The organism is Lentzea sp. NPDC051838 (genome assembly GCF_040681245.1).
GTDB lineage: Bacteria > Actinomycetota > Actinomycetes > Mycobacteriales > Pseudonocardiaceae > Lentzea.
Genome location: NZ_JBFAYI010000005.1, coordinates 108,645 through 133,540, shown reverse-complemented (window position 1 = coordinate 133,540; position 24,896 = coordinate 108,645). Strand labels below are relative to the sequence as shown.

The following is a 24,896-nucleotide window of genomic DNA, read 5'->3' as shown; positions in this document are numbered from 1 at the left end:
AGCCCTCCGAGAAATGGACGAGACGGTACCGTCCCGTCCTTCACGTTAGGCGGGACGGGACCGTCTCGTCCAGTCCTATGATGTGCGTCATGACCAAGCGCACCCCGACCGGCGCCGCCGTCCTGCAGCCGCAGGTGACGCAGGCCATCACCGACGCCGTGCTCGACGAGCTCGCGGAACACGGCTACGGCCGGCTGTCGATGGAGGCCGTGGCCAAGCGCGCGGAGGTCGGCAAGAGCGCGTTGTACCGGCGCTGGCCGTCCAAACAGGACATGGTGGTCGCGGCCCTGTCCGAGTTCTCCGTGCCACTGGCCGAAGTTCCGGACACCGGGTCACTCCGGGGCGACCTGCTGGCGACCGTGCAGGCCGTGCACGACTGGCTGACCCACCCGCGGTTCGCGACGATCCTGCCGGATCTCACCGCCGAAGCCGTCCGGAATCCGGCGCTGGCCGAGGCGATCGCGGCCACCATCGGCGAACCCCGGCGCGCGCTCGGTGCCATCACGCTGCAGCGAGCGGTCGAACGTGGTGAGCTGCCAACGGATTTCGACGTCGACATCGCACTCGACCTGGTCGCCGCGCCCGTCTACTGGCGGCTGTCGGTGCGCCGGGCGGCTGTCGAACCCGACTACCTCGAACGGCTCGTCGACCACCTGATGCGCGCGCTTCAGTGCTGATAAGTCGGATAGTCGACATATCCCCGAGGAGTCTGGAACCAGGTGTCGCGGTCGGTGCCGACGAGCGGCAGACCGAGCCGGAACCGTTCGACCAGATCGGGATTGCCCAGGTACGCGCGGCCGTAGCTGATCAGATCGGCACCGTTGGCGAGCCAGCGCTCCCCCTGCTCCCGAGTGCTCTCGTGCGGGCCGATCTGGCCGCCGGGGTTGAGGATGAACGCGGACGGCCACGCCTTGCGCAACCCCATCAGCATCTCGTCGTCAGTGGTCGCGAGCACGTGGATGTAAGCCATGTCCGGCAACGCTTTCAGCAACTCCCCGTACAGCTCGGGCATCTCACCTTCAACGATGTCCTGGACTTCGCCGCCAGGTGAGAGCCGGATGCCGACGCGCTCGGCTCCGATGGCGTCCACCGCCGCCTCGACCGCCTCGACGGCGAACCGGATCCGCCCGCTGATCGAACCGCCGTACCCGTCGGTGCGCTGATTCGCGTTGGAGGACAAGAACTGCTGGATCAGGTACCCGTTGGCGCCGTGCAGCTCGACCCCGTCGAACCCGGCCTCGACGGCGTACCTGGCAGCGTCGCCGAACGCCTGCGCTTGATCGCGAACCTCGTTCAACGACAACGCGCGAGGCACCGGAGCAGGCACGACACCGGCCGCGGTGAACACCTCCGTGCGAGCCGCGATCGCCGACGGGGCAACGGGATGGTGACCGGCGACGTCGGGGTGACCGATGCGGCCACCGTGCATGAGCTGGGCGAAGATCCGGCCTCCGTTGGCGTGCACGGCATCCGTGACCACCCGCCACGCCTCGACCTGCGAGGCGTTGTGGATGCCGGGCATGAACGGACCGGCCTGGCCGACCGCGTTGGGGTGCACGCCTTCGGTGACGATCAGCCCGGCGGTGGCGCGTTGGGCGTAGTAGGTGGCTGTCTCGGCGACGGGCGACCCGTCCACGGCTCGTGCGCGGGTCATCGGCGCCATGACCAGACGGTTCGGCAGGGTCAGGTTTCCGAGTCGGTAGCTGGTGAGAAGCATGAGAGCTACGCTAGGAACCTGACATTGACGTCAGAGGTAGCTTTTGTGGCGGAGGTCTCATGCGCATCGGCGAGCTGGCGACGAAGACGGGCGTGAGCGTGCGCGCGTTGCGCTACTACGAGGAGCAGGGGCTTCTCGCGTCCGAACGCAGTGCGAGCGGGCAACGGCACTATCCAGACCAGGCAGCGGACCGCGTGCGGCTGATCCAGCAGCTCTACGCGGCCGGGATCTCCAGCGCGGCGATCCTGGAGATGCTGCCGTGCGTGGTGACCGGCGTGGCGTCCCCGCAGGTGCTGTCGAAGCTGCGCGGCCACAGGTCGTCGGTCGTCAAGCAGATCGAGGATCTTCAGGACACGTTGCGGCAGCTCGACTCGGTGCTCGCCGGTGCGGTGAAGTCGCACGAGTCCGGAGTGCCCTGCACTAGTCCGTGATGGACACCAGGCCCGCGCGGTGGGCGAGCACCACTGCCTGCACCCGGTCGCGCAGGTCCAGCTTCGCCAGGATCCGCGACACGTACGTCTTCACCGTCTCGGTCGTGATCACCAGCGCCTCGGCGATCTCCGCGTTCGAGAGCCCAGCTGCGATCTGTTCCAGAACTTCCAGCTCGCGGCGGGTCAGCGCGCGCACGATCTCGTCCCGTCGTGAACGGCTCTCCGCCGGGCGCAACCGATCCGCGAACCTGCCGATCAACGCGCGGGTCACGGCCGGGGCGAGCAACGCCTCGCCGCGGGCGATCGTGCGCACGCCGTTGATCAGCTCCAGCGGCGGCGAGTCCTTGAGCAGGAACCCGGCGGCCCCCGCCTTCAGCGCCTCGTAGACGTACTCGTCGACGTTGAACGTGGTGACCACGAGGATCTTCGCCGGGTTCGCGGCGCCGGGACCGGCGAGCCGCCTGGTCGCCTCGATCCCGTCCAGCACGGGCATCCGGACGTCCATCACGATCACGTCCGGGAGCAGCCGCCCGGCGATCTCCACGGCATCCCTGCCGTTCTCCGCCTCGGCCACGACCTCCATGTCCGGCTGCGCGTTGAAGATCGTCGCGTAACCCGCGCGTACCAGCGCCTGGTCCTCGCAGACCATCACCCTGATCACACCGGAATCCTCGCCCACACCCGGAATCCTGCCCGATGCGGTCCTGCCTCGAACCGGCCGCCCGCCGTCCGCACCCGTTCCCGCAGGCCGCTCAGGCCACGTCCATCCGACTGTGCACCGGCCGGGGAAGCGGTGACCACCTCGATCTCGACGTGGCCGGACCCGTGCCGCACGAGAACCGTCGTGGGCTGTCCCGCCGCGTGCTTCAGCGCGTTGGTCAGCGCCTCCTGCACCACGCGGTACGCCGCCAGGTCGAGGGCACGCGGCGCGCCCTCCTCGGTCAGCTCGACCGGCTGACCGGCGAGACGGGCCTGCTCGACCAGGTCCGCGACCTCGCCCGCGGCCGGGGTGCGGCCGTGCTCGCCGGTCGCCTCCAGCACGCCGAGCAGGTGCCGCAGCTCGCTCAACGCCCGCCGGCCGGTGCTGCTGATCGCGGCCAGCCCGGCGGTGTCCTTCTCCGGCACGAACTGGGCCGCGTCCGCCTGCACCACCATGGCCGTCACGTGGTGGGTGACCACGTCGTGCAGCTCACGGGCGATCCGCGCCCGTTCCGCACTCTCGGCCTGCGCACGCCGCCGCCGCACCTGATCACCCACGAACCACATCCCCGCGAGCGCGAGACCGAACAACACGAAGTCCTGCAGCCGGTTCGGCGAGCCCAGCAGGTGCAGCACGACCGCCAGCACCACATAGCCCGCCACCGCTTCCCACGGCCTTCTGCCGCGCACACCCACGGTGTAGAGAGCGACGTACAGCGCAAGGCTCGCGAACACCGGCGGGTACGAAAGCGCTTGGTAGGCAACGAATGCGAGTCCTACCACCACGAGACACAGCCTCGGCCACTTCGTTCGCACGGCCAGAGGGACGGACAAAGCCACGACGAGCACGACCGCGAGCCAGTCCGCCGGCCGTTCGGGCAGATCGCCGATCTCCACGGCGACAGCGGACATGCCCGGCACGAACGACAGCAGCAGGAACGCCGCCGCGAGCGCCACGTCCTTTCCGGACACCATCAGACGAGCTTAGGGCGACGCAGCATCCACACCGCGATCCCCAGCCCCAGCAGCACCGGGACCACCGACGCCTCGATCCCGAAGCCGCCACCGGTCAGGAACGCGGGCCCGGACACCTCGGTGGTGAACCAGCCGGGCATCGCGAACCCGGAGACCGGGATGCCGAGCAGCGCGACGACCGTGTTCCACGCCCAGTGCAGGCCGGCGACGAACCAGATGTTGCGCCGCCACAGGAAAGCCGCGCCCAGCAACATCCCGGCCTCGCAGGCGATGGCGATCGAGCTCCACACCGTGGCGCTGGGGTTGGTGAGGTGCATGAAGCCGAACAGCGCCGACGTGATCCCCAGGGCGGCCCACTTGCCGAGCCACTTCTCCAGGGCCTGCAACAACAACCCGCGGAACATCAGCTCCTCGGCCACTGCGGCGCCCAGTGCCGTCGCGGCCGCGCTGAAGAACACCCCGAGGAACTCCCCGGACCCGCTGAACGAGTACCCGCCGAACAACGCGATCACCAGTGCGGCGAACAGCACGAACCCCGCCCCGACCGCTGAGCCGCGGGCCCATTCCCGGCCGGCACCGGCACGGGCGATCTCGGGTGCCGGACGCTTCGCGATGTACTTCGTCACCGCCCAGTACACGACGACCGAGGCCACCGCGCCGATGACAGCCGTCACCGGGCCAAGTGCCGTCAGGGCCGAAACCGCGCCTACTCCGACAAGTCCGGCCACCAGCCAGATCACAGTCCTCATGGGTGAGAACGGTAGGAACTGACCGGTGGCCGCGAATCACCGCGGGGAAGGCGATTCCTGTAGCTCTTGAGAGGGATCAGATCGTCGCGGTGTCGATCACGAACCGGTAGCGCACGTCGCTCGACTGCACGCGGTCGTACGCGGTGTTGATCTGGTCCGCGCCGATCAGCTCGATCTCCGCGCCCAGGCCGTGCTCGGCGCAGAAGTCCAGCATCTCCTGGGTCTCCGCGATGCCACCGATCATCGAGCCCGCCAGCGTCTTGCGGCCGACGATCAGGCCGAAGAGGTTGATCGAAATCGGCTCCTCGGGTGCGCCGACGTTGACCAGCGCGCCCTCGGTCTTGAGCAGCCCGATGTACTTCGTGAAGTCGAGCGGCGCGGACACCGTGGAGACGATCAGGTCGAACGTCCCGGCCAGCTCGGCGAACGTCGCCGGGTCGTCGGTGGCGCGGTAGTCGTGGGCGCCGAGCTTGAGGCCGTCGTCCTTCTTGCGCAACGACTGCGACAGCACGGTCACCTCGGCGCCGAGCGCGACGGCGATCTTGACGCCCATGTGCCCGAGCCCGCCGAGGCCGACGATCGCGACCTTCTTGCCGGGACCCGCGTTCCAGCGCTTCAACGGCGAGTACAGCGTGATGCCCGCGCACAGCAGCGGCGCCGCGACGTCGAGCGGCAGCGAGTCCGGGATCCGCACCGCGTAGTTCTCGTCGACCACGATCTGCTTCGAGTAGCCGCCGTAGGTGACGTCGCCGTTCTTGTCGACGGCGTTGTAGGTCTGGACATTGCCCTTGGCGCAGTACTGCTCCAGGCCGCGCAGGCAGTAGTCGCACTCGCGGCACGAGTCGACGAAGCAGCCGACACCGACCCGGTCGCCGACGGCGTACTTGGTGACCTCGGACCCGACCTCGGTGACCACGCCGGCGATCTCGTGGCCGGGGACCATCGGGAAGATCGCCTCGCCCCAGCCCTCGTTGACCTGGTGGATGTCGGAGTGGCAGATGCCCGCGAACTTGATGTCGATCAGGACGTCGTGCGCGCCGACCGCGCGACGCTCGATGGTGGTGCGCTCCAGCGGTGCCTTGGGTGCGGGAGCGGCGTAGGCAGCGACGGTGCTCATCAGGGTTTCTCCTCGGTTTCGTCGTGTCACCGAGAACACTGGTCGCGTTGTGCGTACACACCCAGCCACCTGGTTTTCGTACGTCTGCTGTGCCTACTAATGGCAGTAGCAGGCACGTTGTGGCCGGTCCGGGGATACTCGGAGCCATGACCGTCGATCCGCGCACCGAGCTGAGCGAGTTCCTGCGCAGCCGTCGAGCGCGGCTGTCACCCGACGACGTGGGGCTGCCCCGCTACGGCCGGACCCGCCGCGTGCCGGGCCTGCGCCGGGAGGAGCTGGCGCAGCTCGCGGGCGTCTCGGTCGCCTACTACACGCGGCTGGAGCAGGGCAACGGCCGCAACGTCTCGGACGAGGTGATCGACTCGATCGCGCGTGCGTTGCAGCTCAACGAGGCCGAGCACACCTACCTGCGCAACCTGACGCACTGTCCGTACGGCGGCAAGAAGAAGAAAACCGCTCGTTCGCAGGTGCGCCCAGCGCTGCAGCATCTGCTCGACAGCGTCGGCGTGCCCGCGTACGTCGGTGGGCGTCGCTCGGACGTACTCGCGTGGAACCCGATGGCCGCGGCGCTGTTCGGGGACTGGAGCCAGCTGCAGCCGCGCGAACGCAACTGGGCCAGGTTCATCTTCCTGCAGCCCTCCTACCAGGAGCTCTTCGTCAACTGGGAGACCAAGGCGGCGGACGTCGTCGGGTTCCTGCGGATGGACGCTGCCTGTTACCCGAACGACCCGGAGCTCACCGCGCTGATCGGCGAGCTGTCGGTGAAGAGCGAGATGTTCCGCCAGCTGTGGGCCAAGCACGACGTCAAGGAGAAGAGCTTCGGCGTCAAGTACCTCAAGCACCCGCTCGTGGGCGAGATGACGCTGCAGTACGAGTCGCTGAGGATGCCCAGCGAGCCGGACCTGTTCTTCACGACGTACCACGCGGAGCCCGGCAGCCCGTCCGCCGAGGCGTTGCAGCTGCTCGCGAGCTGGGGCACCGACGCGACCCGCGCCGGGGTCTCTGTTAAGACTGAGGCATGAGGACGCCGCGTCTGGAGATCGAGTACTGCACCCAGTGCCGCTGGCTGCTGCGGGCGGGATGGACCGCGCAGGAGCTGCTGACCACGTTCACGACCGAGCTGGGCGAGGTGGCGCTGATCCCCGGCACCGGTGGCGTGTTCGACGTGCGGCTCGACGGCGAGACGGTGTGGTCGCGCAAGGAGCAGGAAGGCTTCCCGGACCTCGCGGTGCTCAAGCAGCTGGTGCGCGACCGGGTGGCGCCGGAGAAGTCGTTGGGCCACACCGATCGCAAGTCACAGAGCTGACCTCGCCGTCATCGCGCCCATGGCGACCACCGCCTGACGCCTGCTCGCCAGCCTGCTGAGCGACGCCATCAGCCGGTTCGTCCGCCCGACCGCGACGCTCGGCGGCGGGTTGCGCCGGTCCAGCGTCCGCAACGCCGTTCGCACCACCAGTTCCGGCGTGTGCATCCGGGCGCCGGCCGCCGCTTCCTCGCCCGCCACGTCGAAGAACTCGGTGCGCGTCGCGCCCGGTGAGAGCGCGAGCACCTTGAGGCCGCTGCGGCGGTGTTCCTGCCACAACGCCTCGGTGAAGCTCAGCACGAACGCCTTGGCCGCGCCGTACACCGCCATCCTCGGCACGGGCGTGTACGCGGCCATGCTCGCGACGTTGATCAGCACGCCCCTGGCCTCGACCAGCTCGTCCACGAACGTCTTCGTCAGATCGACCACGGCCGAGATGTCGAGCGCGATCTCGGTGCGCAGCCGTTCGGCGTCCTCTCCGGCGAACGGGCCGAACGTGCCGAAGCCGGCGTTGTTGATCAGGCCGGTGAGCTTGGTCCCGCGCGCCCGTAGCTCTTTCGCGAGTGCTTCCGCAGCTCCGGGCTCGGTCAGATCGCACGGCAGCACCGTCACCTCGACGTCCTTCAGTTCGGCCGCGAGCGCCTCCAGCCGGTCCGTCCTCCGCGCGACGAGTACCAGGTCAGAGCCCCTTCTCGCGAGCTCACGGGCGAACTGGGCACCGATCCCGGCGCTGGCTCCGGTGATCAGGATCCGCGCACCTCGGTAGTCGATTGTCACTTCGAGTCCTCCTTGGCATCGAGTGCCAAGTTAGCATCGAATGCCTTCGTGGCGTCAAGGCGCTAGGGTGGGCACGTGTCAGATCGCCTGTGGGACCGCACCCGCCGCCGCGTCCAGGAAGAGGTCGTGGACGCCGCGCTGACGTTGTTCCTGGAGCACGGCTTCGAGGAGACGACGGTCGACCAGGTGGTGGCCGCGGCCGGGATCTCGCGGCGGTCCTTCTTCCGCTACTTCGGCACGAAGGAGGACATCGTCTTCGGCGACCTCGCCGAGCAGGGGCCGGTGATCCTCGAAGCGTTGCGGGAACGCCCCGACGACGAACCGATCTGGGACGCGCTGGCACACGCGTTCGGTGTGCTGAGCACGCGGATGAGCCCGGAGCGCGGGGTGGCGATCGGCCGGCTGGTCACGACCAGTTCCGCGTTGCGTGCCGCGCATCTGGAGAAACATCTGCGCTGGCAACAGGTTTTGGCGCCCGAGGTGGAACGCAGGGTGGACACCGGGGGCGCGCCGCCGGGCCTCGTCGGTGAGGCGATCGTGGCCACCGCGCTGGCGTGCCTCGACGCGGCCACCACCGCGTGGCTGCACCAGGGCGGCGGTGACCTCGCCGAGCTTCAGCGGCTGACCGGGGTGGCCCTCACCGCTGTCCGAAGTGGATGATCAGCCGACACCCGACGAGAGCCGCGCGTTCTCGGCGGCCTGCGTGACGGTCGAGCCGACACCGCTGAAGAACACGGTCGGCTTGGAGCAGGAACCCTTCACCTGGTAGCCACCGGAAACGGCGCGCACGAGATCGTGCGTGCAGTGCCTCCCCGGTGCGATCTCCTTGAGCAGCCGGGCCTCCCGCGCCGCGTCCGTCAGCGTCGTACCGTACGCGCTGACGAACGAGGTCGGTTGAGCACAGGACAGCTTCACCTCGAAGCCGCCGGGGGCGCCGCGGCTGAGGTCGCCGCTGCACAACGGTCCCCCGTTGTTCTGGAACTGCCGCAGCAACAAGCCTTCCCGGTTCGCGTCGCCGGTCGTGCTGCCGTACCCGTCGATGAACGCGGTCGGCTTCGAGCAGGACATCTTGACGACGAAGCCTCCGGGCGTCCCCCGCGTGAGGTTCACGGAGCACGGTCCGGCCGCACTCGCCGGTTCGACCGCGACCACCGTGCCACCCAAGGCGAGTAGCACACCTAACAGGGTTGTTCGCATTTCGGTTCTCCCCCTTCGGTTTTCTTCAACCTTTCGTGGCCAACGGCCAGCGTCAATCGCACGTCGGCTCGTATCGTGTGGGCCGTGCATCCGAACCAGGGTTGGCAACCGCAGCAGCCACCACCGGGCTGGAGCCCGCGGCCGAGCGTCGCGCCCGCCTTCCTCGCGGGCGGGCTGTGGCTGCTGGTGGCCGTGCTGTGCTTCGTGCTGGCAGCGCTGAACTCCGAAGACGGCAAGGGCGTCGCGCAGACACCCGAGGCCGCCGTCGCGCTGCTCGGCCTGGCGTTCGGGCGCGGCGTCATCGGCAACGGCGACCCGGCGATCGTCGCCACCTACGTCGCGGGCGGAGTGGTGCTGCTGCTGACCGCTCTGCTGATGGCCCGGCTCGGTTTCGCGCGCTGGATCCTCGCCGGGCTCGGCTTCCTCGTGTCCGCCTACTACGTCTTCGCCGTCATCCGGCTGGCGGTCAACCACGGCGGCACGCTGATCATCGTGCCCGGCATCGCGCTGCTGCTGTGGCTCGCCGCGTCGATGGTGGCGGTGATCCCGCCGGTCGGGAAGGCGATGCGGTGAGCTACCGCTTCACGCCCCGGTACTACGAGATCGACGGCCAGGGCGTCATGTTCTTCATGTGGTACCTGGGCCACGTGGACGAGGCGGTCGACGCCTTCTTCGCCGACCGCGGCCTGCCGCACAGCACGTGGCCCAGCAACGGTTTCGACGCCCACGCGGTGCACGTGGACGTGGACTTCAGCTCCGGCGTCCGGCGGCACGACACGATCGAGGTGCTGCTGCGCCCGTCCCGCATCGGGGGCAAGAGCTTCACGCTCGGCTTCGAGTTCCACCGCGACGGAGAGCTCGTCTGCCGGGGCAGCGTGGTCTACGCGACGGTGTCCACGGAGGGCCACGGCACGATCGCGCTGCCGGACGTCCTGGTCAAGGCACTCGGGGACGTCCGGCAGCGCACCTGATCAGGCGCAGGTCCAGGTCGCCGGAACCCACTTGCCCGCGGCCGACTTGCGCTGACCGGCGAGGTCGTTGTTCTCCTGCACGGCGCGGACGCGTTCACCGACGGCGAGCTCACCGAGGTAGTCGGCGCCGCGCCAGACCTTCACGGTGGACCCACCGGTCTTCTCGGTCCAGGTCGCCAGCTGACCCGCGGTGTTCACGCCGATCGGCGTCGGGCTGGTCACCTCGTAGCGCTGCACGGCCACACCGGTCGCGACGTCCCACCGGTACACGGCGTGGTAGTCGCCGAACTTCTTGCCGAGCGCCTGGCCCGCCATGACCCTGCGGATGTTGAGGTTGGGCGAGCTCTCCAGGTCCGCACGGGTGCCGTCCGGGTTCACGACGTAGCCCTTCTCGGTCACCACGCGCCCGGCGTCGTCGATGCCCCTGGCCACGTCCTCGGCGACGACCTTGAAGGTGCCCGGCTCGCTGCGCGGCCACACGACCGCGCGATAGGGCGGCCAGGCGCTGGAGACGGCGGTGCCGACCACGTCGCCCGCCTCGTTGATGCCGTCCGCCGACGTGCCGTTGTCCGCGAACGACGGCGCCGGCAGGTTCTGGAAGGTGCCGTCGCGGTACACGAACGGCGTGCGGGTTCGCCCGTCCCAGCCGACGAGCTCCCCGTTGCCGTTGGCGCCCTGGAGCACGATCTGGGTCGTGATCGGCGCGTTCACCGCGACGGACGTGCCGTTCTGCCACAGCAGCAGCTCACCCGAGGGCGCCTGACCCGCCAGATAGCCGTTCGGCGCCGCGTACAGCGCCTGGCCCGAAGTGACTCCGGCGGGCAGCGGCAGTTCCGACGGCGTCCAGGTGCAGAGGTCCTGCGCCTGTGCCGGTACGGCCGGTGCCAGCAGTGACAGGAGCGCAGCGCAAATCAAGGTCGTACGACGCATGTGAATCCCCCGGTGTCGATCTGATCCCCCAGTGCAGGGGGATTCTCACACGCGCGCGTCCACCTGGGAATCAGTCCGTTCGTATGAAGCCTTTGGACACCATCCAGTCCCTCGCGACCGCGCCCGCGTCCTTGCCCTCCACGTCGACCTGACGGCACAGCTCGATCATCTGGTCGTTGGTCAGCGCGCGGCTCACGGTCTCCAGCGGGCCGCGGACCTGCGGATAGCGCTCCAGGAACTCCGCACGCACGGTCGGGGCCACGTTGTACTGCGGGAAAGCCTTCTTGTCGTCGTCGAGGACACGGAGCTTCTGCGCGGCGATCCGGCCGTCGGTGGTGAAGACCTCGCCGACCGGGCAGGTTCCACCGGCGACGGCCGAGTAGATCGTGCCGATGCCGAAGTTCTTCACCTCGGTGGTCGGGAAGCCGTAGGTGCGTTGCGCCGCCGGGAAACCGTCCTGGCGGCTGGTGAACTCCGTCTCCAGGCAGAACACCGCCTGGTCCGGGTTCTGCTGCAGGAACGCGGCGAGGTCCGAGGTCGTCTTCAGGCCGTGCTGTTCGCCGTACGCCTCGGTGACGGCGAACGCGTACTGGTCGTTGAGCGGGGAGTAGGCGAGCCACTCGACGCCGAACTGTTCCAGGTCCGCCTTCTTCGTCGCGTCGTACTGCGCCTGTTCCCCGCCGGGCACCGGAAGCTCGTTGCCCTGGTAGTTGATCCAGCCGGTGCCGGTGTACTCCCAGGTGACGTCGACCTCGCTGTTGAGCAGCGCCTGCCGGGCTGTCTGCGAGCCCTTGAGGTCGGTCAGGTCGACGACGTCCGCACCGGCCGCGGACAACGCCATCTCGGCCATGTACCCGAGCAGGATGTTCTCGGTGAAGTCCTTGGACCCCACGGTGATCTCGACGCCCTTGAGCGACTGGTCCGACTGGATGGAACCCGGGAAAACCTTGTAGGGCAAGGCAGTGTTGACGTCGAGGCCACATCCGGCCAGAAGCAGCAGGGACAAGAGAAGTACGCGTTTCATCGCAACCCCTTGGGGCCGAACCACTGCTCGATCACCGCGCCCGCCCAGTCGACCAGCAGCGCGAGTCCCGCCGCCAGCGCGGAACCGGTGACCAGGACCTTCATCAGGTTCAGCTTGTAGCCGGTGTCGATCAGCAACCCGAACCCGCCCGCGTTGACGAACAACCCGAACGTCGCCGTGCCGACAGCGAGCACCAGCGACGTGCGCAGGCCCGCGAGGATCAGCGGTGTCGCCAACGGGAACTCGACCCGCCACAGCACACCGGACGCCGACATGCCGATGCCGCGCCCCGCGTCCACAAGAGACGGGTCAACCTGCTGCAGGCCGACGATCGTGTTGCGCAGCACGGGAAGCAGCGAGTAGAACGCGAGCGGCAGCGCGGCCACCCACAACCCGCCCGAGGCTCCGGTGAGCAGGAACCACAGCACCAGCACACCCAGCGCGGGCGCGGCCTGGCCGACGTTCGCGACCGCCAGGAACACCGGGGCGAGCCACCGCGCCCACGGCCTGGTCGCCACGACACCGGCCGGAACCGCGACCAGCACGACGATCGCGGTCACCACGATCGTCATCAGCAGGTGGTCGCCCAGCGCCGTCAGCAACGACGTCGCGTTGAGCGTGCTCTTCTCCGTGGCCGTCAGCTCGCCCGAGAACACCCACGCCAGCACACCGCCGACGATCAGCAGCACCGCCGCCGGCTGCGCCCAGAACCGGATCTTCTCGGCCGTCATGCGGTGGCCCGCAACCGTTGCACGACCTCGGTGACCGTCGTGAGGTCGAGCGTGCCGACGTACTCGCCGCGGCTGCCGGTGACGACCGCGCGCCCGCCCTCGTTGACCATCGCCTCCAGCGCGTCCCGCAGCGTCGACTGCAACGTCACCGAGTCCTGCACCGGCCGTCCGACGCCGGCGAGTGACCTGGCGCTGCGCAGCTCGTTCTGGTGCACCCATCGCGACGGCCGGTCGCGCTCGTCCAGCACCAGCACGAATTTCTCACCCTTGAGCTCCACTGTGGACGGATCGGAGGAGACCTTCGCGGTCACCGCCTGACCCAGCTCGACGTCGCGAACCCTCATCAATGTCAACGCTTTCAGCGACGCGCCGGCACCGACGAACCCGGCCACCGTGTCGTCCGCGGGGTTGGCCAGGATCGCGTCGGGCGTGTCGTACTGCAGGATCGTCGACCGGTCGCCGAGCACCGCGATCCTGTCGCCGAGCTTCACCGCCTCGTCGAAGTCGTGCGTGACGAACACGATCGTCTTGTGCAGCTCGCCCTGCAGTCTCAGCAACTCGTCCTGCAGGTGCCCGCGCGTGATCGGGTCGACCGCTCCGAACGGCTCGTCCATCAGCAGCACCGGCGGATCCGCGGCCAGCGCCCGCGCGACCCCGACCCGTTGCTGCTGGCCGCCGGAAAGCTGACGGGGGAAGCGATCCGCGAACTCGCCGGGGTCGAGCCCGACGAGGTCCATCATCTCCTCGACCCTGGCGGAGATCTTCTTCTTGTCCCAGCCCAGCAACCCCGGCACCACACCGATGTTCTGCGCGACCGTGAAGTGCGGGAACAACCCGGCCTGCTGGATCGCGTACCCGACACGCCGACGCAGGTCGTCCGGGTCGATCTTCAGCGCGTCCTCGCCGCCGATCGTGATGGTGCCCGAGGTCGGCTCGATCAACCGGTTGATCATCCGCATGGTCGTGGTCTTGCCGCACCCGGACGGCCCGACGAACACCACGATCTGCACGGCCGGCACGACCATCGAGAAGTCCTCGACCGCCGCCGCCTTCTGCCCCGGATACCGCTTGGTGACGTGGTCGAGCCTGATCTCACTGCCTTTTTCAGCCACGTACACCCCTAGAGACGGTGAATCGCTGCACCAGCACGTAAATCCCGTCCAGCAGCAACGCGAGGATCACCACGCCGACGGTGCCGGTGATGGCCTGGTTCAGCGAGTTGGCGCTGCCGGCGTTCGCGAGCCCGGAGAACACCTCGGAACCGAGCCCAGGCCCTTTCGCGTACGCCGCGATGACCGCGATACCCATCAGCATCTGCGTCGCGACGCGCATTCCGGCCAGAATCGCCGGCCACGCCAGCCGCAACTCAACTCGCGTGAGCACCCCGAATCTGCCCATCCCAATCCCTCTCGCGGCATCGCTCACCGCCGGGTCGACACCCGCCAGTCCGACGATCGTGTTGCGCACGATCGGAAGCAGCGCGTAAAGCACCAAAGCGACCACCGTCGTGTCCGCGCCCAGGCCGAACACCGGAATCAACAACGCCAGCAGCGCGAACGAAGGAACTGTCAGAATCGTGCTCGCCAGGGCTGTGGCCAGCGCGGATCCGACCGGACTGCGGTAGACGGCCACGCCGATCACCACACCGATCACGGCGGCCAGAACCGTGCATTGCACGACGGCACTCACGTGCAACAACGCCTGCAATGACAGCCGGTCCCAGCGATCGGCCACGTACTCCAGCACGTTCATCTGCTCGACCAAACCCCATTGCGGATGATCCGGCAACCATTCGCCTCCGAAGCACCTCGTTTCGCGGCGAAATTCCGGAGCTGTCAGAACTGAAAGAACGAGTGGCCGCGTGAGGTCTGCCAGATCGCGAACGCCAGCAGCCCGGCGTAGGCGAATGCGGCGAGTCCGACGAGCCGCGCGCGCTTTCGTTCCTCGACCCGCCGCAACGCGAATACGACGAGCAACAGCACCTGGATCCCGTGCAGGCCGATGAAGTGCGGCACCCGGAAGTCGCCGCCGCCGACATCGTGCCCTTGGTACATCACGATTTCGCGGCCGTTGGCGTCGACGACCGTGCGCTGGTGGATCTCGGTGGCCATCCAGTACACCGGCACGATCATGCCGACGGTGGCGAACGACAGTCCCCATCGGACAGCCCGCATCAGCGCCCTGTCACCGCCGCGTTGGAACAGCACCAACGTCACGATCGCGAGCTGCAGCAGGAACAACGCCGCCACGCCGTTGGTGAAGATCTGGGTGGCGAGCAGGGTGATCGGGTCGGTCGAGGTGTTGAAGTGGCTGAACGTGCCGCGCGCGGCCTGCAGCGTGATCGCCGCGACCTCGGCGAACGCGGCCACCGCGAACAGCGTGCCCATCCACCACCCGGTCCTGCGGGCGCGGGTGAGCGTGCCGATCAGCCACGACAGCGTTCCGGAGTAGACGGCGAACGCGAGGCCGAACTTCAGCGGCTTGAGCCAGAGCGGTTCGCCCAGCAGCGTGCGGTCGTCGGCGAAGATCCCGACCGCGGACCACAGCGCGAGTCCGAGCATGAGCAGGGTGTTGACCAGGAGTGGGCGGTGCCAGTTCGTGAACATGTCGGCAATGCTCGAAGGCTGACGCACCGTCAAGGTCAAGCCCGCAGAATGAGACCGTGCTGACGATCAAGCGACTGGCCGAGTACGTCGGCGTCACGGTGCGGGCGGTGCGCCACTACCACCAGACCGGCCTGCTCCCCGAACCCGAGCGCGACGCGTCCGGCTACCGGCGCTACCCCGCCCAGGCCGTCGTCGACCTGATCCGCATCAGGACGCTGACCGCCGCCGGGGTCCCGCTGACCCGCGTGCACGAGCTGATGCGCGCCGACCCCGCCGAGTTCGCCGCGGCGATCGACGAGATCAACCAGGGGCTCGCGAAACAGATCGAGGAGCTGCGGCAACGTCAGTCGGGTGTCGCGGCTTTGCAGGCAGGTGACCGGATGTTCCTGCCCGCCGAGATCACGGACTACCTGGACCGGCTGCGCGAGCTCGGCGTCAGCGAGCGCGGTGTGCGGTTCGAACGCGACGGGTGGATCGTGCTGGCCGCGAGCTACCCGGACCAGGTTCCGCGGTGGATCGCGCAGAAGCAGGAGCAACTGGCGGACCCTGACTTCCGCCAGTTCTACGTCACCTACGACCAGGCCCACGACTGGGATCCGGCCGACCCACGCCTGCACGACCTGGCCGACGTGATGGCGGCCAGACTCCGTCAAGAAGCTGCGCAGACCGTCCACGAGGTCCTGTCCGCCGACGAGAAGTCGCTGCTGGGTCAGCACGTCCGCGACTTCTCGCCGGCGTGGATCAGGCTCGATGAACTGGTACGTCAGCGCACCACGTCGTAGACCAGCTTCTGGATGCCGTTCGAGTACGACTCGCTCTCGACGACCTTCAGCTGCTGCTTGTCCTTGTCGGTCTGGCTGAACAGCCGCTTGCCGGCGCCGAGCAGCACCGGGAACACCAGCAGGTGGTAGCGGTCGATCAGGCCGGCGTCGGACAGGTTGCGGTTGAGCGTCGCGCTGCCGTGGATGGAGATCGGGCCGCCGTCGGTCTCCTTCAGCGCGGCCACGTCGTCCAAAGACCGCAGGATCGTGATGTCACCCCAGTTGTCGACGAGCTGGTCGTCCTTCAGCGTGCTGGAGACGACGTACTTCGGCATCACGTTGTACTTCGGGAAGTAGTCGAGCGTCGGCCACACCGGCGAGAACGCCTCGTAGCTGATGCGGCCCATCATCATGGCCGCGGCCTCGTCCTGCTCACGGCCCTTGAGCTCGTAGGCGGCCTCGTCGAACTCGATGTCCTTGAAGGTCCAGCCGGAGCTGCGGTGACCGGGCTCGCCGCCGGGGGCTTCGACGACGCCGTCGAGCGAGACGAACGCGGTGGCGATCAGGGTGCGCATCGGAGTTCTCCTTGGGCTGTTCTGACGTGCTGTCATCAGTGCGTCGAACGGGAGATGCCCGGAATCGACATCTCGCGCCAGGAAATCTTCCGACATCGGTTTCGACGGCGCTGGACACCCCACCGCGTCCAGCGCCGTCGCGACCTCAGCGCCGCACTGGACCAGGCCAGCCGTTTGCACGCATCTTGCTCCCCCTCCTCGAACGCCCGGCATCACTCGGGCACGTCGAGGAGTCTGCCGATCTTCGGGCGCCCCTACATGCGGGTGGACCCCTCAATTAACGGGCGGGCGTACCGGATGAGGTCGGCCCTGGAGGCCTGGCCGGTGCGAACGCGCAGGCTGGCGACGTGCCGCTCGACGGTTCTCGGGGACAGGAACAACCGTTCCGCGATCTCCGCGTTGCCGAACCGTTCCACGACGAGCCGCAGCACCTCGTACTCGCGCACCGTGACACCGGCCTTGCGCAGCTCGGCCGGAACCGTGCCGTGGTCGCGCCGCCGTCGTTGCTGAGGCGCGCCGGCTTCCCTCAACACCGCACGGCACGCGGCGGCGGCCGGCACGTCGAACCGGTGGAAGTGCTCCTCGGCCTCGCGCAGCCACTCCAAGGGCTCGCCCCAGCCGTCCTGGAGTGCTGCCGGGCCCGCGAGCCGCAGCCCGAGGTAGCGCGGGAGGCCGAGGCCGGTGCTGAGCTCGAGCGCTTCCCGGGCTGCCGCGTCCGCCTTGGTGACCTGGCCGTCGCGGCCGTGCAGAATCGCGCGGCTCCAGGCGAAGTACGTGCGGTGCTGCCGGACCTGGGAGAGGTGCGAGTCCGCGAGCCTGTCGTACTCCTGCCAGTTCGCGAGCCCGTGAGCGACCCTGACCAGCAGCCGCGGGCCCTGGTAGAACGTGCCGCGCAGGATCCGCGGCTCCGTCACCTCGCCCTCGATCGCGTCGAACTCGGCGAGCGCGCGGTCGTACTGCTCCTCCATCAGCGCGCAGACCGCCGAGCTGTACGCCCAGATCTCCTCGGAACCGCCGTGCTCGCGCAGCTGCTGCAACGCGTGGTCCGTCGCCTTGCGGTTGCCGTGCATGGACGCGATGCCCGCCTCGATGGCGATCGCGAGCGCGCTCAACGCGTGCAGGCCCAGCTTGTCCGCGGCCTGTTTCGCCTGGGCGCCGTGTTCCGCGGCCTTGTCGTACTCGCCGAGCACGATGTAGGTCCCGCCGAGGTGCAGATCGGCGGCGATCATGATCACGATGGCACCGGCGTTCTCGGCCGCGCGCCTGGCCGCGAGCAACGCTTCGGGGTCACCGGTGAGGTACTTGTCCGTGATTCCCAGCTCCAGCAACGCCCTGAGCCGCCACGCCGCGAGCCCGTGCTGTTCCGCGACCTGCAGCCAGCGCTGGATGTGCTGCCGGGCCTCGGCGAGATCCTGCCCGCGCGTGCACCGGGTGAGCACTTCGAGGGCTTCGCAGACGATCTCCGGAGTGCCCGTCGCCGCCGCGCGTTCGGCGAGCTCACGGGCCTTGGGCAGGAGGTCGAGCTGGTTGAGTCCGAGCAGGAGCGTGGCCTTGACGACGTCGACGGCCGCGCAGGTCTCCTTGGTGGTCGCGATCAGGTCGAGCCCGCGTTCCCACTCCCCCGCGACGGCCGCGACCCTCGCCTGCGCCAGCCGGACCACGGCTCTTCGTTCCGGGTCGGCCTTGGACGCGGTGAGCGCCTGCTGAAGCCGTTCTCCCAACGCGAAAGCCCGCGCACCGTTGTCCGCGGGTACGACCACCGCGGCCAGTGGGAGAACGGCGGCGAGCGCGTCGAGGAGGTCCGCGGCGAGGTCCGGGTCGTCGCTTTGGAGTGCCTGGCCGCGTTCGAGGAGCTCTATCGCGGTACCGAACCTGCCCAGCGCGGCCGCGTGCCGTCCCGCCTCGACGAGACGGCCGACGGCCTTCCGGTTGTCGCCGCCCGCCGCCCACAGCTCCGCGATGAGCTCCAACTCGGTGGGACGCAAGGACTCCGTGGTCTCGGCAGCGGTGCGGGCCAGCGCGGCTCTCGCTGTCGGCGTCATGCGGTCGCGGATCGCGTCGGCGGTCAGCGCGTGCCGGAACTTGTGGCCGTCGACCAGCTGCGCGCGTTCGGCCTGGTGCACCAGCTCCGCCGCGTTGTCCAGTCCTGTCATGGCTTTCACGACGTCGAACGGAAACGTGCTGCCGAAGATCGCGGCGGCTTCGAGCAGCGCGACACAACCGGGTTCGAGCGCGTCGACCCGCGCGAGGGTGGCCGCCGCGACCGTGGGCGGCACTCCGGCCTGCAGGTCGGTGTTCAGCAGCTCCTCGACCACGAACGGCACGCCGTCCGCGATCTCGGTGAGCTTCTGCAGGACTTGGTGGGGTGCGGGCTCACCGAGGCACTGACGTGCGAGTTCAGCGACTTCCTCGTCCTTCAACCCGGTCAACCTGATGACTCCCGCGACCCGGCGCGCCGCTGCCGCGTCAGCTACGCGGTGAGCACCGTCGGGATGCGGCCGCAACGTTGCCAGCAGCAGGACGGGTTCGTCGGCGAGGTTGTCGAGCAGGTAGTCCACGACGGCGAGCGTCTCGTCGTCCGCGTCGTGCAGATCCTCAAGCAGGAGAACGGTTTTCTCGGCCGTGAGCAGTCTTAGGACCGCTTCGGCCCTGACCACGGCCGGATCCGGCACGCCGGCGGGCGCGTCCGGAGTCATCCTGAGCAACACGGGCAGATAAGCACCGAGCTGCTGCTCGTCCGGCACTGTCTTGCGAAAGGCCGACAGAACCGCCTCGCACAGCGCCCGCAGCGGCACGGCACGACTGGCCCGCCCCCTGAGCACGCGGAACCCGCGCCGCGAGGCATGTCCGGCGATCTCCGACGCGAGCCGCGACTTGCCGATTCCCGGTTCCCCCACCAGGAACGCCGCACCACCGCGACGTTGCTCGGCCCGTACCACCGCGGCCCGCAGTGCTGATGTCTCCTCGCTCCGGCCCACCAGCACGGGGGACGTGTACTGCATGGCCCCGAACTTACTCGCTCTTGAACCAGTCCCAGCCGAAGCGTCGGACCACGATCAGCAACCCGAGAACCACCATCGCCGCGTATGCCGTGATGCGCAGCGCGTCCGGCATCTCCACGTAGTTCAGCGCGAACCAGCTCTTCGACCCACCAGCGAGGTTGTTGATCAACCCGCCCCCACCCTGCACCAGCAGGATCAACGCGATCAGCTCCATGGCATCCCCCAGATCAGTACGAACGTATTGATTTGAAGACTAGCGCGTTGCTGTGGTCAAATCAATGCGAACGTCTCGGAAAGGGGATGCGAGTGCGGGGTCTCGGTGCCGCTCACGACGAACGCAGGGCGGCGATCCTGGAGGCGGTGTTCGCGATCGTCGACGCCGAAGGCACCCACCAGGTCAGCATCCGCCGCGTCGCCGAGCGGGCCGGCGTCTCGGTGGGCCGCGTGCAGCACTACTTCCCCAGCAAGGACGAGCTGCTCAGCGCTGCCTTCACCGCGATCAACGACCGCGGCACGGCCCGCGTCCAAGCCCGGCTGGCCGACGCGTCGTCCCCTCTCGAAGCGGTGCTGACCGAGCTGATCCCCGAATCCGAGGAGGATCGACGGCTGTTCCGCGTGGCGCAGGCGTTCGAAACGCACGCGCTGACGAACTCCGTGCTGTCGTTGAGCTTGAAGGAGAGCTACGACGACCTGCTGGGCCTGCTCGCCGCTCTGGGCGGAGGTCCCGAGCTCCTCGCCCTCGCGCTCGGCCTCGCCAACCTGACCCTCACCGGCAACCTCACCGCCGCGCAGGCCCGCGCCATCATCCGATCAGGAATCGAGAAGCGCGGTTGAGAGCCCGCTCCTACGGTTGTCCACAACGACGACCTGGGAGGACGACATGAGCGGCAGCAGGGGAATCCGGAAGTTCCACCGCCTGGTCAGCATGGTCTTCATGGCCACCGTGGTCTTCACGGCCGTGGCGCTGACCGTGGACAACTCCGTGATCTGGGTGTCCTACGTCCCGTTGCTGCCGCTCTTCGTGCTGATGGGCACCGGCGTCTACATGTGGTTCCTGCCGTCGCTCGCCCGCCGCCGCGCCCGCCGCGCCGCCGCCTGACCGTACGCTGGCGCTATGGGGGACAACGAAAACGCGCCGCAGGTCTTCACGAACAGATTCGGGGACGCGGGCATCCCCGCCCGCGACTCGTGCACGTGCCTCGCGCGCCCGTACCGGACCATCGGCTTCCACGCCGAACGTCAGGACACGACGGCGCCCGGCTGGGTGCGGCTGCTGGAGCTGATCGACGAGGCGGCCGCGGACGGCCGGACGTTGTTCAAGCCCCTCGCGGAGATGAGTGCCGAGGAACGCAGGCAGGTCATCACCCTGCCGGCCACGATCGCGAAACTGACCGCCGTCGAACACTTCGTGCTCTACGGCTCGAACCTGGTGCGCATCCCGCCGGAGATCGGCGCCATGACGAACCTGACGCTCTTCGAGCCGTACACCTCGTACCGGCTGCACTGGTTCCCCTACGAGATCACCCGCTGCGCCAAGCTCGCCGACAGCACCGTGAGCACCCGCGCCCTCTACGGCAACTACAAGTACCGGCCACCGTTCCCCGCCACCTCCGACAGCGCCGACAGCACGGACGGCGACGTGCGCGGCTGCAGCGTGTGCGACGGCCCGGTCACCCGCCTGCACCAGGTGTGGATCACCTTGGCGGTCGGCACCGACTACCTGCCGCTGCTCGTCAACGCCTGCTCCGCGGACTGCGTGGCCGCGCTGCCACCGCCGGCGAAGGGGTACGCGCCGACCCCGCACACAGGCGGCTCGCAGGGTTGACCTTGCACCAAGGTGCAGGGTCCACAGTGATCGTCATGAACACAGACGTGGCCCGGTGGGGCAAAGCCGGAGCCCTGTACGACCTGGTGGCCACTGCCGCCTTCCTCACGCCGTGGACCGGCGGCGCGATGCTGAGCCTGCTAGGCACACCCACGTCCGACTCCACTCTGATGTTCGCCACGCTGTTCGGCACGGTGGTGGTGATGTGGTCGATCGCGCGGTGGCGCAAGCCCGAACCGTTGCTCATCGCCATCGACACCGTCGGCCGAGCCCTGTTCAGCCTTTGGTTCGCGTGGGCTCTGTGGCACGGCCAGACGCCCGCCATCGCGCTCTTCCTGGCGCTGGAGCTGTTCTGGGGCGCGGCCCAGCTGCGCGCGCTGGTCCGGAGGTAGTTTCCGGTGGTGCGCATATCCGAACTGGCCCGCGCCGCCGGGGTGGGCATCAGCACCGTGCGGTTCTACGAGCGCCGCGGTCTCGTCACGCCCACCGCCCGCGGCCACGGCGGTTACCGGCACTACGACCAGGAGGCGTTGCGGCGGTTGAAGTTCATCCGCCGCGCCCAGGTGCTCGGTTTCACCCTGGCCGAGGTCGACCAGATCCTGGCCGTGTCCGGGGCCAACACCAACGATCTCGGCGAGGTGATCACCGAGAAGGTCGCGGAGATCGAGCAACGCCAGCGCGACCTCGAACGGGTGCGCCTGGCGTTGCTGGACGTCGCCGCCAACGGTGTGCGGGAGCAGTGCCCGATCATCGCGGCACTGGACTGATCCGCGAGCGCACCGCGTCGGCGTGCGGGTGGCCGAGATCGTCCAGAATCTCCAGCGCCTCCTTCCACGCCACCCCGGCCGCGTGCGCGTCACCGGCCGCGAGATGGCTGTCTCCCAGGTGAATCAGCACGTCGGCGGTCCAGTAGTGGTCTCCGAGCGACCGGAACACGTCGAGAGATCGTTGGTAGCACTCGATCGCCTCGCGGTGGTCGCCCCGGTGGTGGTGGATGTAGCCGAGGCTGTCCCACGTCGACGCCTGCCCGTCGAGATCGTCGGGCTCCAGCAAGCCGAGGGCCGCCTCGCACGACGTCAGCGCCTTCTCGAAGTCGCCGAGCAACGCCTGGTACCACCCCACGGTGTTGAGCGAGCCCGCCTGCCCGCGCCGGTGACCGGCCGCCGCGTACAGGTCCAAGGCTTGCGAGGCGTGGTGCAACGCCTGGTCGTGGCGGCCTCGCCGTTCGCACACGTACGCGAGCTCGCGATGGGTCAGCGCCTGCCCGACGGGTTCACCGGAGACGTCGAGCGACCGCTGCAGATGCGTGTGCGCCTCCTCGAGGTCGTTCAGCTGCGTGCTCGCCCGAGCCAGGTACCGGTGGGCGTGGCTCTGCGCCAGCGGATCCGCGAGGCGCACCGCGGCGGCCAGCGCGACCTGGCCGACGGCGGCGAGATCGCTCCAGTGGCCACGGCGTTCCAGGAACTCCGCCAACGCCCAGGCGAGGTGCCGGGCGTGCGTGTCGAGACCGGTGGCACCCGCGTGTTCGACGGCGGCGAGCAGCACGTGGTGTTCGGCGGTGAACCAGTCCAGGGCCTGCGCGAAGTCGGTCAGCTTCTCCGGACGCACGCCGGCGTGGGGCGACGGCGGGATGATCACGTCACGGGTCGGGCTCAGCAACCGGGTCGCGGCGTGCGCGGTGTGCACGTAGTGATCGTGCAGCCTTCCATTGGTGGCAAAGCGTTCGTCGTCGGAGTCGTGCAGCGACGCCTGTTCGGTCGCATAGGCGCGCAACAGGTCGTGGAACACGTATCGGCCGGGCTGGTGTTCTGTCAGCAGATGCGCTCGGGTCAGCTCGGCGAGCAACGGCCGCACCTGCGCGTCACCGCACAAACTCGCCGCCGCCGCAAGGGAAACGTCAGGGCCGGGATGCAGGCCGAGCAACCGGAACAGGCGCGCCGGAGCGGGTGCCAGTGCGTGGTACGACCAGGAGAACACCGCGCGCACGTCGGTCGCCGAGTCGCCGCCGTCGAACGGGTCGAGCCCGCCGCGCAGCTCGGCGGCGATGGCGCGCAACGGAAAGCTCGTGCAGGCAACGCGGGCCGCGACAATCGTCAACGCGATCGGCAACCCCGCGCACCGCCTGATGATCTCGTCGGCCACGTCGGGTTCGGCCCGCAGCCGATCCAGCCCGAGGCGGTCGACGAGCAGGTCGTGAGCCTCCCCTGTGGACAGCAGATCCAGCGCCAATGGATACGCGCCGTGCGTGGCGACGAGTCCCGCCAACCGGTTCCGGCTCGTCACCAGCACCAGGCACCCAGGACTGCCCGGCAGCAGCGGCCGGATCTGGTCCGCGTCACGGGCGTTGTCGAGCAGGACGAGCACGCGCTTGTCCGCCAACGCACTGCGGAAGAGGCTGGCCTGGGCGTCGAGACTCGCGGGGATGCGCTGCGGGTCGATGCCGAGCGCGTCGAGGAACGCGCGCACCGCCTCGCCGGGCGCCATCACCGCGCCGCTGGGGTCGAACCCGCGCAGGTTGACGTAGAGCTGTCCGTCCGGAAACCGTTCCGCCACCCGGTGCGCCCAGTGCACCGCCAGCGCGGTCTTGCCGACACCCGCCGTGCCGGACAGGACGATCGGATGTCCGCCGTCGATGATCGCGTCGAGCGCGTGCAGCTCGCGGCCCCGTCCCGCGAACGAGCGCGGTGGTGCGGGCAGCTGCCGCGGCACCGGTCTCGACGCGACGGGAGCGGTGACCGTCAGCGCGGCCTCCGCGGTCAGCATCCGCTTGTGCAGCAACCGCAACGCGGGACCGGGATCCGCGCCCAGCTCGTCGGCCAGCAGCGTCCGCATCTGCTCGTACCGCAGCAACGCGTCCGCCTGCCGCCCCGATCTGTACAGCGCCAGCATCAGCTGCCCGGCAACACGTTCGTCCAACGGGAGCAAGGCCGCCAGCGCTTCCAGCTCAACCAACAGCTCCGTGTGCCGCCCCTGCTCCAGCACCAGGTCGTTGCGGTCCAGGAGAGCCGCCAACCGGCGAGCCTCCAGCGAGGACCGCAGACCGGCCAGCCACGGAGTGTCCAAAGTGGAGAAAGGCTCACCACGCCACAGCGAAAGTGCTTCGGTGAGCAGCACAACCGCGTGATCCGGCTCCAGCCGCGACCGTTCCACCAGACGGTCGAACCTGTGCAGATCAACCGAAAGCGGGTCCGCGGTCAGCACATAACCACCCTGCCGGCCGGTGATGCGAACTCCGGACGGCAGCACCTGTCTCAGTCTCGACACATATCCCGCCACCGCGTTGCGCGCGCGATGCGGCACCTGTTCGCCCCACGCGCGCTCCACCAGCACGTCGACGGGCACCAGCCGGTTCGCGTCCACCAGCAACGCCACCAACACGCATTGCTGCCGCGCGTGGCCGACCTCCACGACCTCACCGTCCACGCGGACCTCGACGTCGCCGAGCAGTCCGAACTCCACCACCAACTCCCCCTCAGGAGTCGCCTGAGCAGCCGATCACACGACTA

At 68.8% G+C, this 24,896-nt stretch carries 30 protein-coding genes; 13 read left to right on the top strand and 17 right to left on the bottom strand.

The genetic code is table 11. From position 1 onward, the window contains the following. Positions 1 to 89 precede the first annotated feature (89 nt). On the top strand, positions 90 to 677 hold the full coding sequence (locus AB0M24_RS14230) for a TetR/AcrR family transcriptional regulator (protein WP_363766067.1): 588 nt from the start codon (positions 90 to 92) through the stop codon (positions 675 to 677). Here AB0M24_RS14230 and AB0M24_RS14225 read toward each other — a convergent pair. After that, positions 668 to 1,717 carry an alkene reductase gene (locus AB0M24_RS14225; protein WP_363766064.1) on the bottom strand — a complete coding sequence of 350 codons (1,050 nt, stop codon included), beginning with the start codon at positions 1,715 to 1,717 and terminating at the stop codon, positions 668 to 670. The genes AB0M24_RS14230 and AB0M24_RS14225 overlap by 10 nt on opposite strands. A 59-nt stretch (positions 1,718 to 1,776) precedes the next feature. On the opposite strand from AB0M24_RS14225, the gene AB0M24_RS14220 reads away from it, so the two are divergent. Then, on the top strand, positions 1,777 to 2,148 hold the full coding sequence (locus AB0M24_RS14220; protein ID WP_363766061.1) for a MerR family transcriptional regulator: 372 nt from the start codon (positions 1,777 to 1,779) through the stop codon (positions 2,146 to 2,148). Here the strand turns inward: AB0M24_RS14220 and AB0M24_RS14215 are convergent. The 4 genes from AB0M24_RS14215 to AB0M24_RS14200 form a co-directional block, all read right to left on the bottom strand. Continuing rightward, positions 2,138 to 2,797 (bottom strand): response regulator transcription factor, encoded by a 660-nt coding sequence (locus tag AB0M24_RS14215; RefSeq protein ID WP_363767080.1) that lies wholly within the window; start codon positions 2,795 to 2,797, stop codon positions 2,138 to 2,140. The genes AB0M24_RS14220 and AB0M24_RS14215 overlap by 11 nt on opposite strands. 8 nt (positions 2,798 to 2,805) lie before the next feature. Further along, a complete protein-coding gene (locus AB0M24_RS14210; protein ID WP_363766058.1) occupies positions 2,806 to 3,822 on the bottom strand; it encodes a histidine kinase in 1,017 nt (338 codons plus the stop codon). Further along, on the bottom strand, positions 3,822 to 4,571 hold the full coding sequence (locus AB0M24_RS14205) for a type II CAAX endopeptidase family protein (protein WP_363766055.1): 750 nt from the start codon (positions 4,569 to 4,571) through the stop codon (positions 3,822 to 3,824). The genes AB0M24_RS14210 and AB0M24_RS14205 overlap by 1 nt, the downstream gene beginning before the upstream one ends. A gap of 76 nt (positions 4,572 to 4,647) precedes the next feature. Further along, positions 4,648 to 5,691 carry an NAD(P)-dependent alcohol dehydrogenase gene (locus AB0M24_RS14200; RefSeq protein ID WP_363767077.1) on the bottom strand — a complete coding sequence of 348 codons (1,044 nt, stop codon included), beginning with the start codon at positions 5,689 to 5,691 and terminating at the stop codon, positions 4,648 to 4,650. A 143-nt stretch (positions 5,692 to 5,834) separates the two neighbouring features. On the opposite strand from AB0M24_RS14200, the gene AB0M24_RS14195 reads away from it, so the two are divergent. Next, a complete protein-coding gene (locus tag AB0M24_RS14195; protein ID WP_363766052.1) occupies positions 5,835 to 6,710 on the top strand; it encodes a helix-turn-helix transcriptional regulator in 876 nt (291 codons plus the stop codon). Further along, positions 6,707 to 6,994 (top strand): SelT/SelW/SelH family protein, encoded by a 288-nt coding sequence (locus AB0M24_RS14190; RefSeq protein WP_363766049.1) that lies wholly within the window; start codon positions 6,707 to 6,709, stop codon positions 6,992 to 6,994. Before AB0M24_RS14195 ends, AB0M24_RS14190 begins: the two co-directional genes overlap by 4 nt. Here AB0M24_RS14190 and AB0M24_RS14185 read toward each other — a convergent pair. Continuing rightward, positions 6,983 to 7,768: an SDR family oxidoreductase gene (locus AB0M24_RS14185; protein WP_363766046.1), complete on the bottom strand. Its 786-nt coding sequence runs from the start codon at positions 7,766 to 7,768 to the stop codon at positions 6,983 to 6,985. The genes AB0M24_RS14190 and AB0M24_RS14185 overlap by 12 nt on opposite strands. Positions 7,769 to 7,843: 75 nt before the next feature. On the opposite strand from AB0M24_RS14185, the gene AB0M24_RS14180 reads away from it, so the two are divergent. Continuing rightward, positions 7,844 to 8,428 (top strand): TetR/AcrR family transcriptional regulator, encoded by a 585-nt coding sequence (locus AB0M24_RS14180; RefSeq protein ID WP_363766042.1) that lies wholly within the window; start codon positions 7,844 to 7,846, stop codon positions 8,426 to 8,428. Here the strand turns inward: AB0M24_RS14180 and AB0M24_RS14175 are convergent, their stop codons facing one another. Further along, positions 8,429 to 8,944 (bottom strand): hypothetical protein, encoded by a 516-nt coding sequence (locus AB0M24_RS14175; protein ID WP_363766039.1) that lies wholly within the window; start codon positions 8,942 to 8,944, stop codon positions 8,429 to 8,431. A 105-nt stretch (positions 8,945 to 9,049) separates the two neighbouring features. Here AB0M24_RS14175 and AB0M24_RS14170 point away from each other — a divergent pair, with 105 nt between their 5' ends. Beyond that, on the top strand, positions 9,050 to 9,538 hold the full coding sequence (locus AB0M24_RS14170) for a hypothetical protein (RefSeq protein WP_363766036.1): 489 nt from the start codon (positions 9,050 to 9,052) through the stop codon (positions 9,536 to 9,538). Beyond that, positions 9,535 to 9,936 carry a thioesterase family protein gene (locus AB0M24_RS14165; RefSeq protein ID WP_363766034.1) on the top strand — a complete coding sequence of 134 codons (402 nt, stop codon included), beginning with the start codon at positions 9,535 to 9,537 and terminating at the stop codon, positions 9,934 to 9,936. Before AB0M24_RS14170 ends, AB0M24_RS14165 begins: the two co-directional genes overlap by 4 nt. Here the strand turns inward: AB0M24_RS14165 and AB0M24_RS14160 are convergent, their stop codons facing one another. From AB0M24_RS14160 to AB0M24_RS14135, 6 genes are all read right to left on the bottom strand, one after another. After that, on the bottom strand, positions 9,937 to 10,866 hold the full coding sequence (locus AB0M24_RS14160) for a hypothetical protein (protein WP_363766031.1): 930 nt from the start codon (positions 10,864 to 10,866) through the stop codon (positions 9,937 to 9,939). A 70-nt stretch (positions 10,867 to 10,936) separates the two neighbouring features. Further along, the gene (locus tag AB0M24_RS14155; protein WP_363766028.1) at positions 10,937 to 11,890 is read right to left on the bottom strand and encodes a glycine betaine ABC transporter substrate-binding protein; all 954 of its coding nucleotides are present in this window, start codon (positions 11,888 to 11,890) and stop codon (positions 10,937 to 10,939) included. Next, positions 11,887 to 12,621: an ABC transporter permease gene (locus tag AB0M24_RS14150; RefSeq protein ID WP_363766026.1), complete on the bottom strand. Its 735-nt coding sequence runs from the start codon at positions 12,619 to 12,621 to the stop codon at positions 11,887 to 11,889. The genes AB0M24_RS14155 and AB0M24_RS14150 overlap by 4 nt, the downstream gene beginning before the upstream one ends. Beyond that, complete coding sequence (locus AB0M24_RS14145; RefSeq protein ID WP_363766023.1) at positions 12,618 to 13,733, bottom strand: ATP-binding cassette domain-containing protein; 1,116 nt, start codon at positions 13,731 to 13,733, stop codon at positions 12,618 to 12,620. Before AB0M24_RS14145 ends, AB0M24_RS14150 begins: the two co-directional genes overlap by 4 nt. Then, positions 13,726 to 14,373 carry an ABC transporter permease gene (locus tag AB0M24_RS14140; protein WP_363766020.1) on the bottom strand — a complete coding sequence of 216 codons (648 nt, stop codon included), beginning with the start codon at positions 14,371 to 14,373 and terminating at the stop codon, positions 13,726 to 13,728. Before AB0M24_RS14140 ends, AB0M24_RS14145 begins: the two co-directional genes overlap by 8 nt. Positions 14,374 to 14,456: 83 nt before the next feature. Next, positions 14,457 to 15,227, bottom strand: coding sequence for a hypothetical protein (locus AB0M24_RS14135; RefSeq protein WP_363766017.1), 771 nt, complete (start codon positions 15,225 to 15,227; stop codon positions 14,457 to 14,459). A 56-nt stretch (positions 15,228 to 15,283) separates the two neighbouring features. Between AB0M24_RS14135 and AB0M24_RS14130 the strand changes: the two genes are divergently transcribed. After that, complete coding sequence (locus AB0M24_RS14130; protein WP_363766015.1) at positions 15,284 to 16,009, top strand: MerR family transcriptional regulator; 726 nt, start codon at positions 15,284 to 15,286, stop codon at positions 16,007 to 16,009. Here AB0M24_RS14130 and AB0M24_RS14125 read toward each other — a convergent pair. From AB0M24_RS14125 to AB0M24_RS14115, 3 genes are all read right to left on the bottom strand, one after another. Further along, entirely contained in the window at positions 15,991 to 16,563 is a 573-nt protein-coding gene (locus AB0M24_RS14125; RefSeq protein ID WP_363766013.1) for a dihydrofolate reductase family protein, read from the bottom strand. The genes AB0M24_RS14130 and AB0M24_RS14125 overlap by 19 nt on opposite strands. 254 nt (positions 16,564 to 16,817) lie before the next feature. Next, positions 16,818 to 19,565 (bottom strand): AAA family ATPase, encoded by a 2,748-nt coding sequence (locus AB0M24_RS14120; protein ID WP_363766010.1) that lies wholly within the window; start codon positions 19,563 to 19,565, stop codon positions 16,818 to 16,820. A 10-nt stretch (positions 19,566 to 19,575) separates the two neighbouring features. Beyond that, a complete protein-coding gene (locus AB0M24_RS14115) occupies positions 19,576 to 19,779 on the bottom strand; it encodes a hypothetical protein (protein ID WP_363766007.1) in 204 nt (67 codons plus the stop codon). Positions 19,780 to 19,871: 92 nt separating this feature from the next. Between AB0M24_RS14115 and AB0M24_RS14110 the strand changes: the two genes are divergently transcribed. The 5 genes from AB0M24_RS14110 to AB0M24_RS14090 are packed head-to-tail and all read left to right on the top strand — an operon-like array spanning position 19,872 to position 22,157. Beyond that, the gene (locus AB0M24_RS14110; protein ID WP_363766004.1) at positions 19,872 to 20,399 is read left to right on the top strand and encodes a TetR family transcriptional regulator; all 528 of its coding nucleotides are present in this window, start codon (positions 19,872 to 19,874) and stop codon (positions 20,397 to 20,399) included. 46 nt (positions 20,400 to 20,445) lie between these two features. Continuing rightward, a complete protein-coding gene (locus AB0M24_RS14105; RefSeq protein WP_363766001.1) occupies positions 20,446 to 20,664 on the top strand; it encodes a hypothetical protein in 219 nt (72 codons plus the stop codon). Positions 20,665 to 20,679: 15 nt separating this feature from the next. Next, a complete protein-coding gene (locus AB0M24_RS14100) occupies positions 20,680 to 21,390 on the top strand; it encodes a leucine-rich repeat domain-containing protein (protein WP_363765998.1) in 711 nt (236 codons plus the stop codon). A 35-nt stretch (positions 21,391 to 21,425) separates the two neighbouring features. After that, positions 21,426 to 21,782 carry a hypothetical protein gene (locus AB0M24_RS14095; protein ID WP_363765996.1) on the top strand — a complete coding sequence of 119 codons (357 nt, stop codon included), beginning with the start codon at positions 21,426 to 21,428 and terminating at the stop codon, positions 21,780 to 21,782. 9 nt (positions 21,783 to 21,791) lie between these two features. Next, complete coding sequence (locus tag AB0M24_RS14090; RefSeq protein WP_363765993.1) at positions 21,792 to 22,157, top strand: MerR family transcriptional regulator; 366 nt, start codon at positions 21,792 to 21,794, stop codon at positions 22,155 to 22,157. Here the strand turns inward: AB0M24_RS14090 and AB0M24_RS14085 are convergent. After that, positions 22,138 to 24,849 (bottom strand): BTAD domain-containing putative transcriptional regulator, encoded by a 2,712-nt coding sequence (locus AB0M24_RS14085; RefSeq protein WP_363765990.1) that lies wholly within the window; start codon positions 24,847 to 24,849, stop codon positions 22,138 to 22,140. The genes AB0M24_RS14090 and AB0M24_RS14085 overlap by 20 nt on opposite strands. Positions 24,850 to 24,896: the final 47 nt, after the last annotated feature.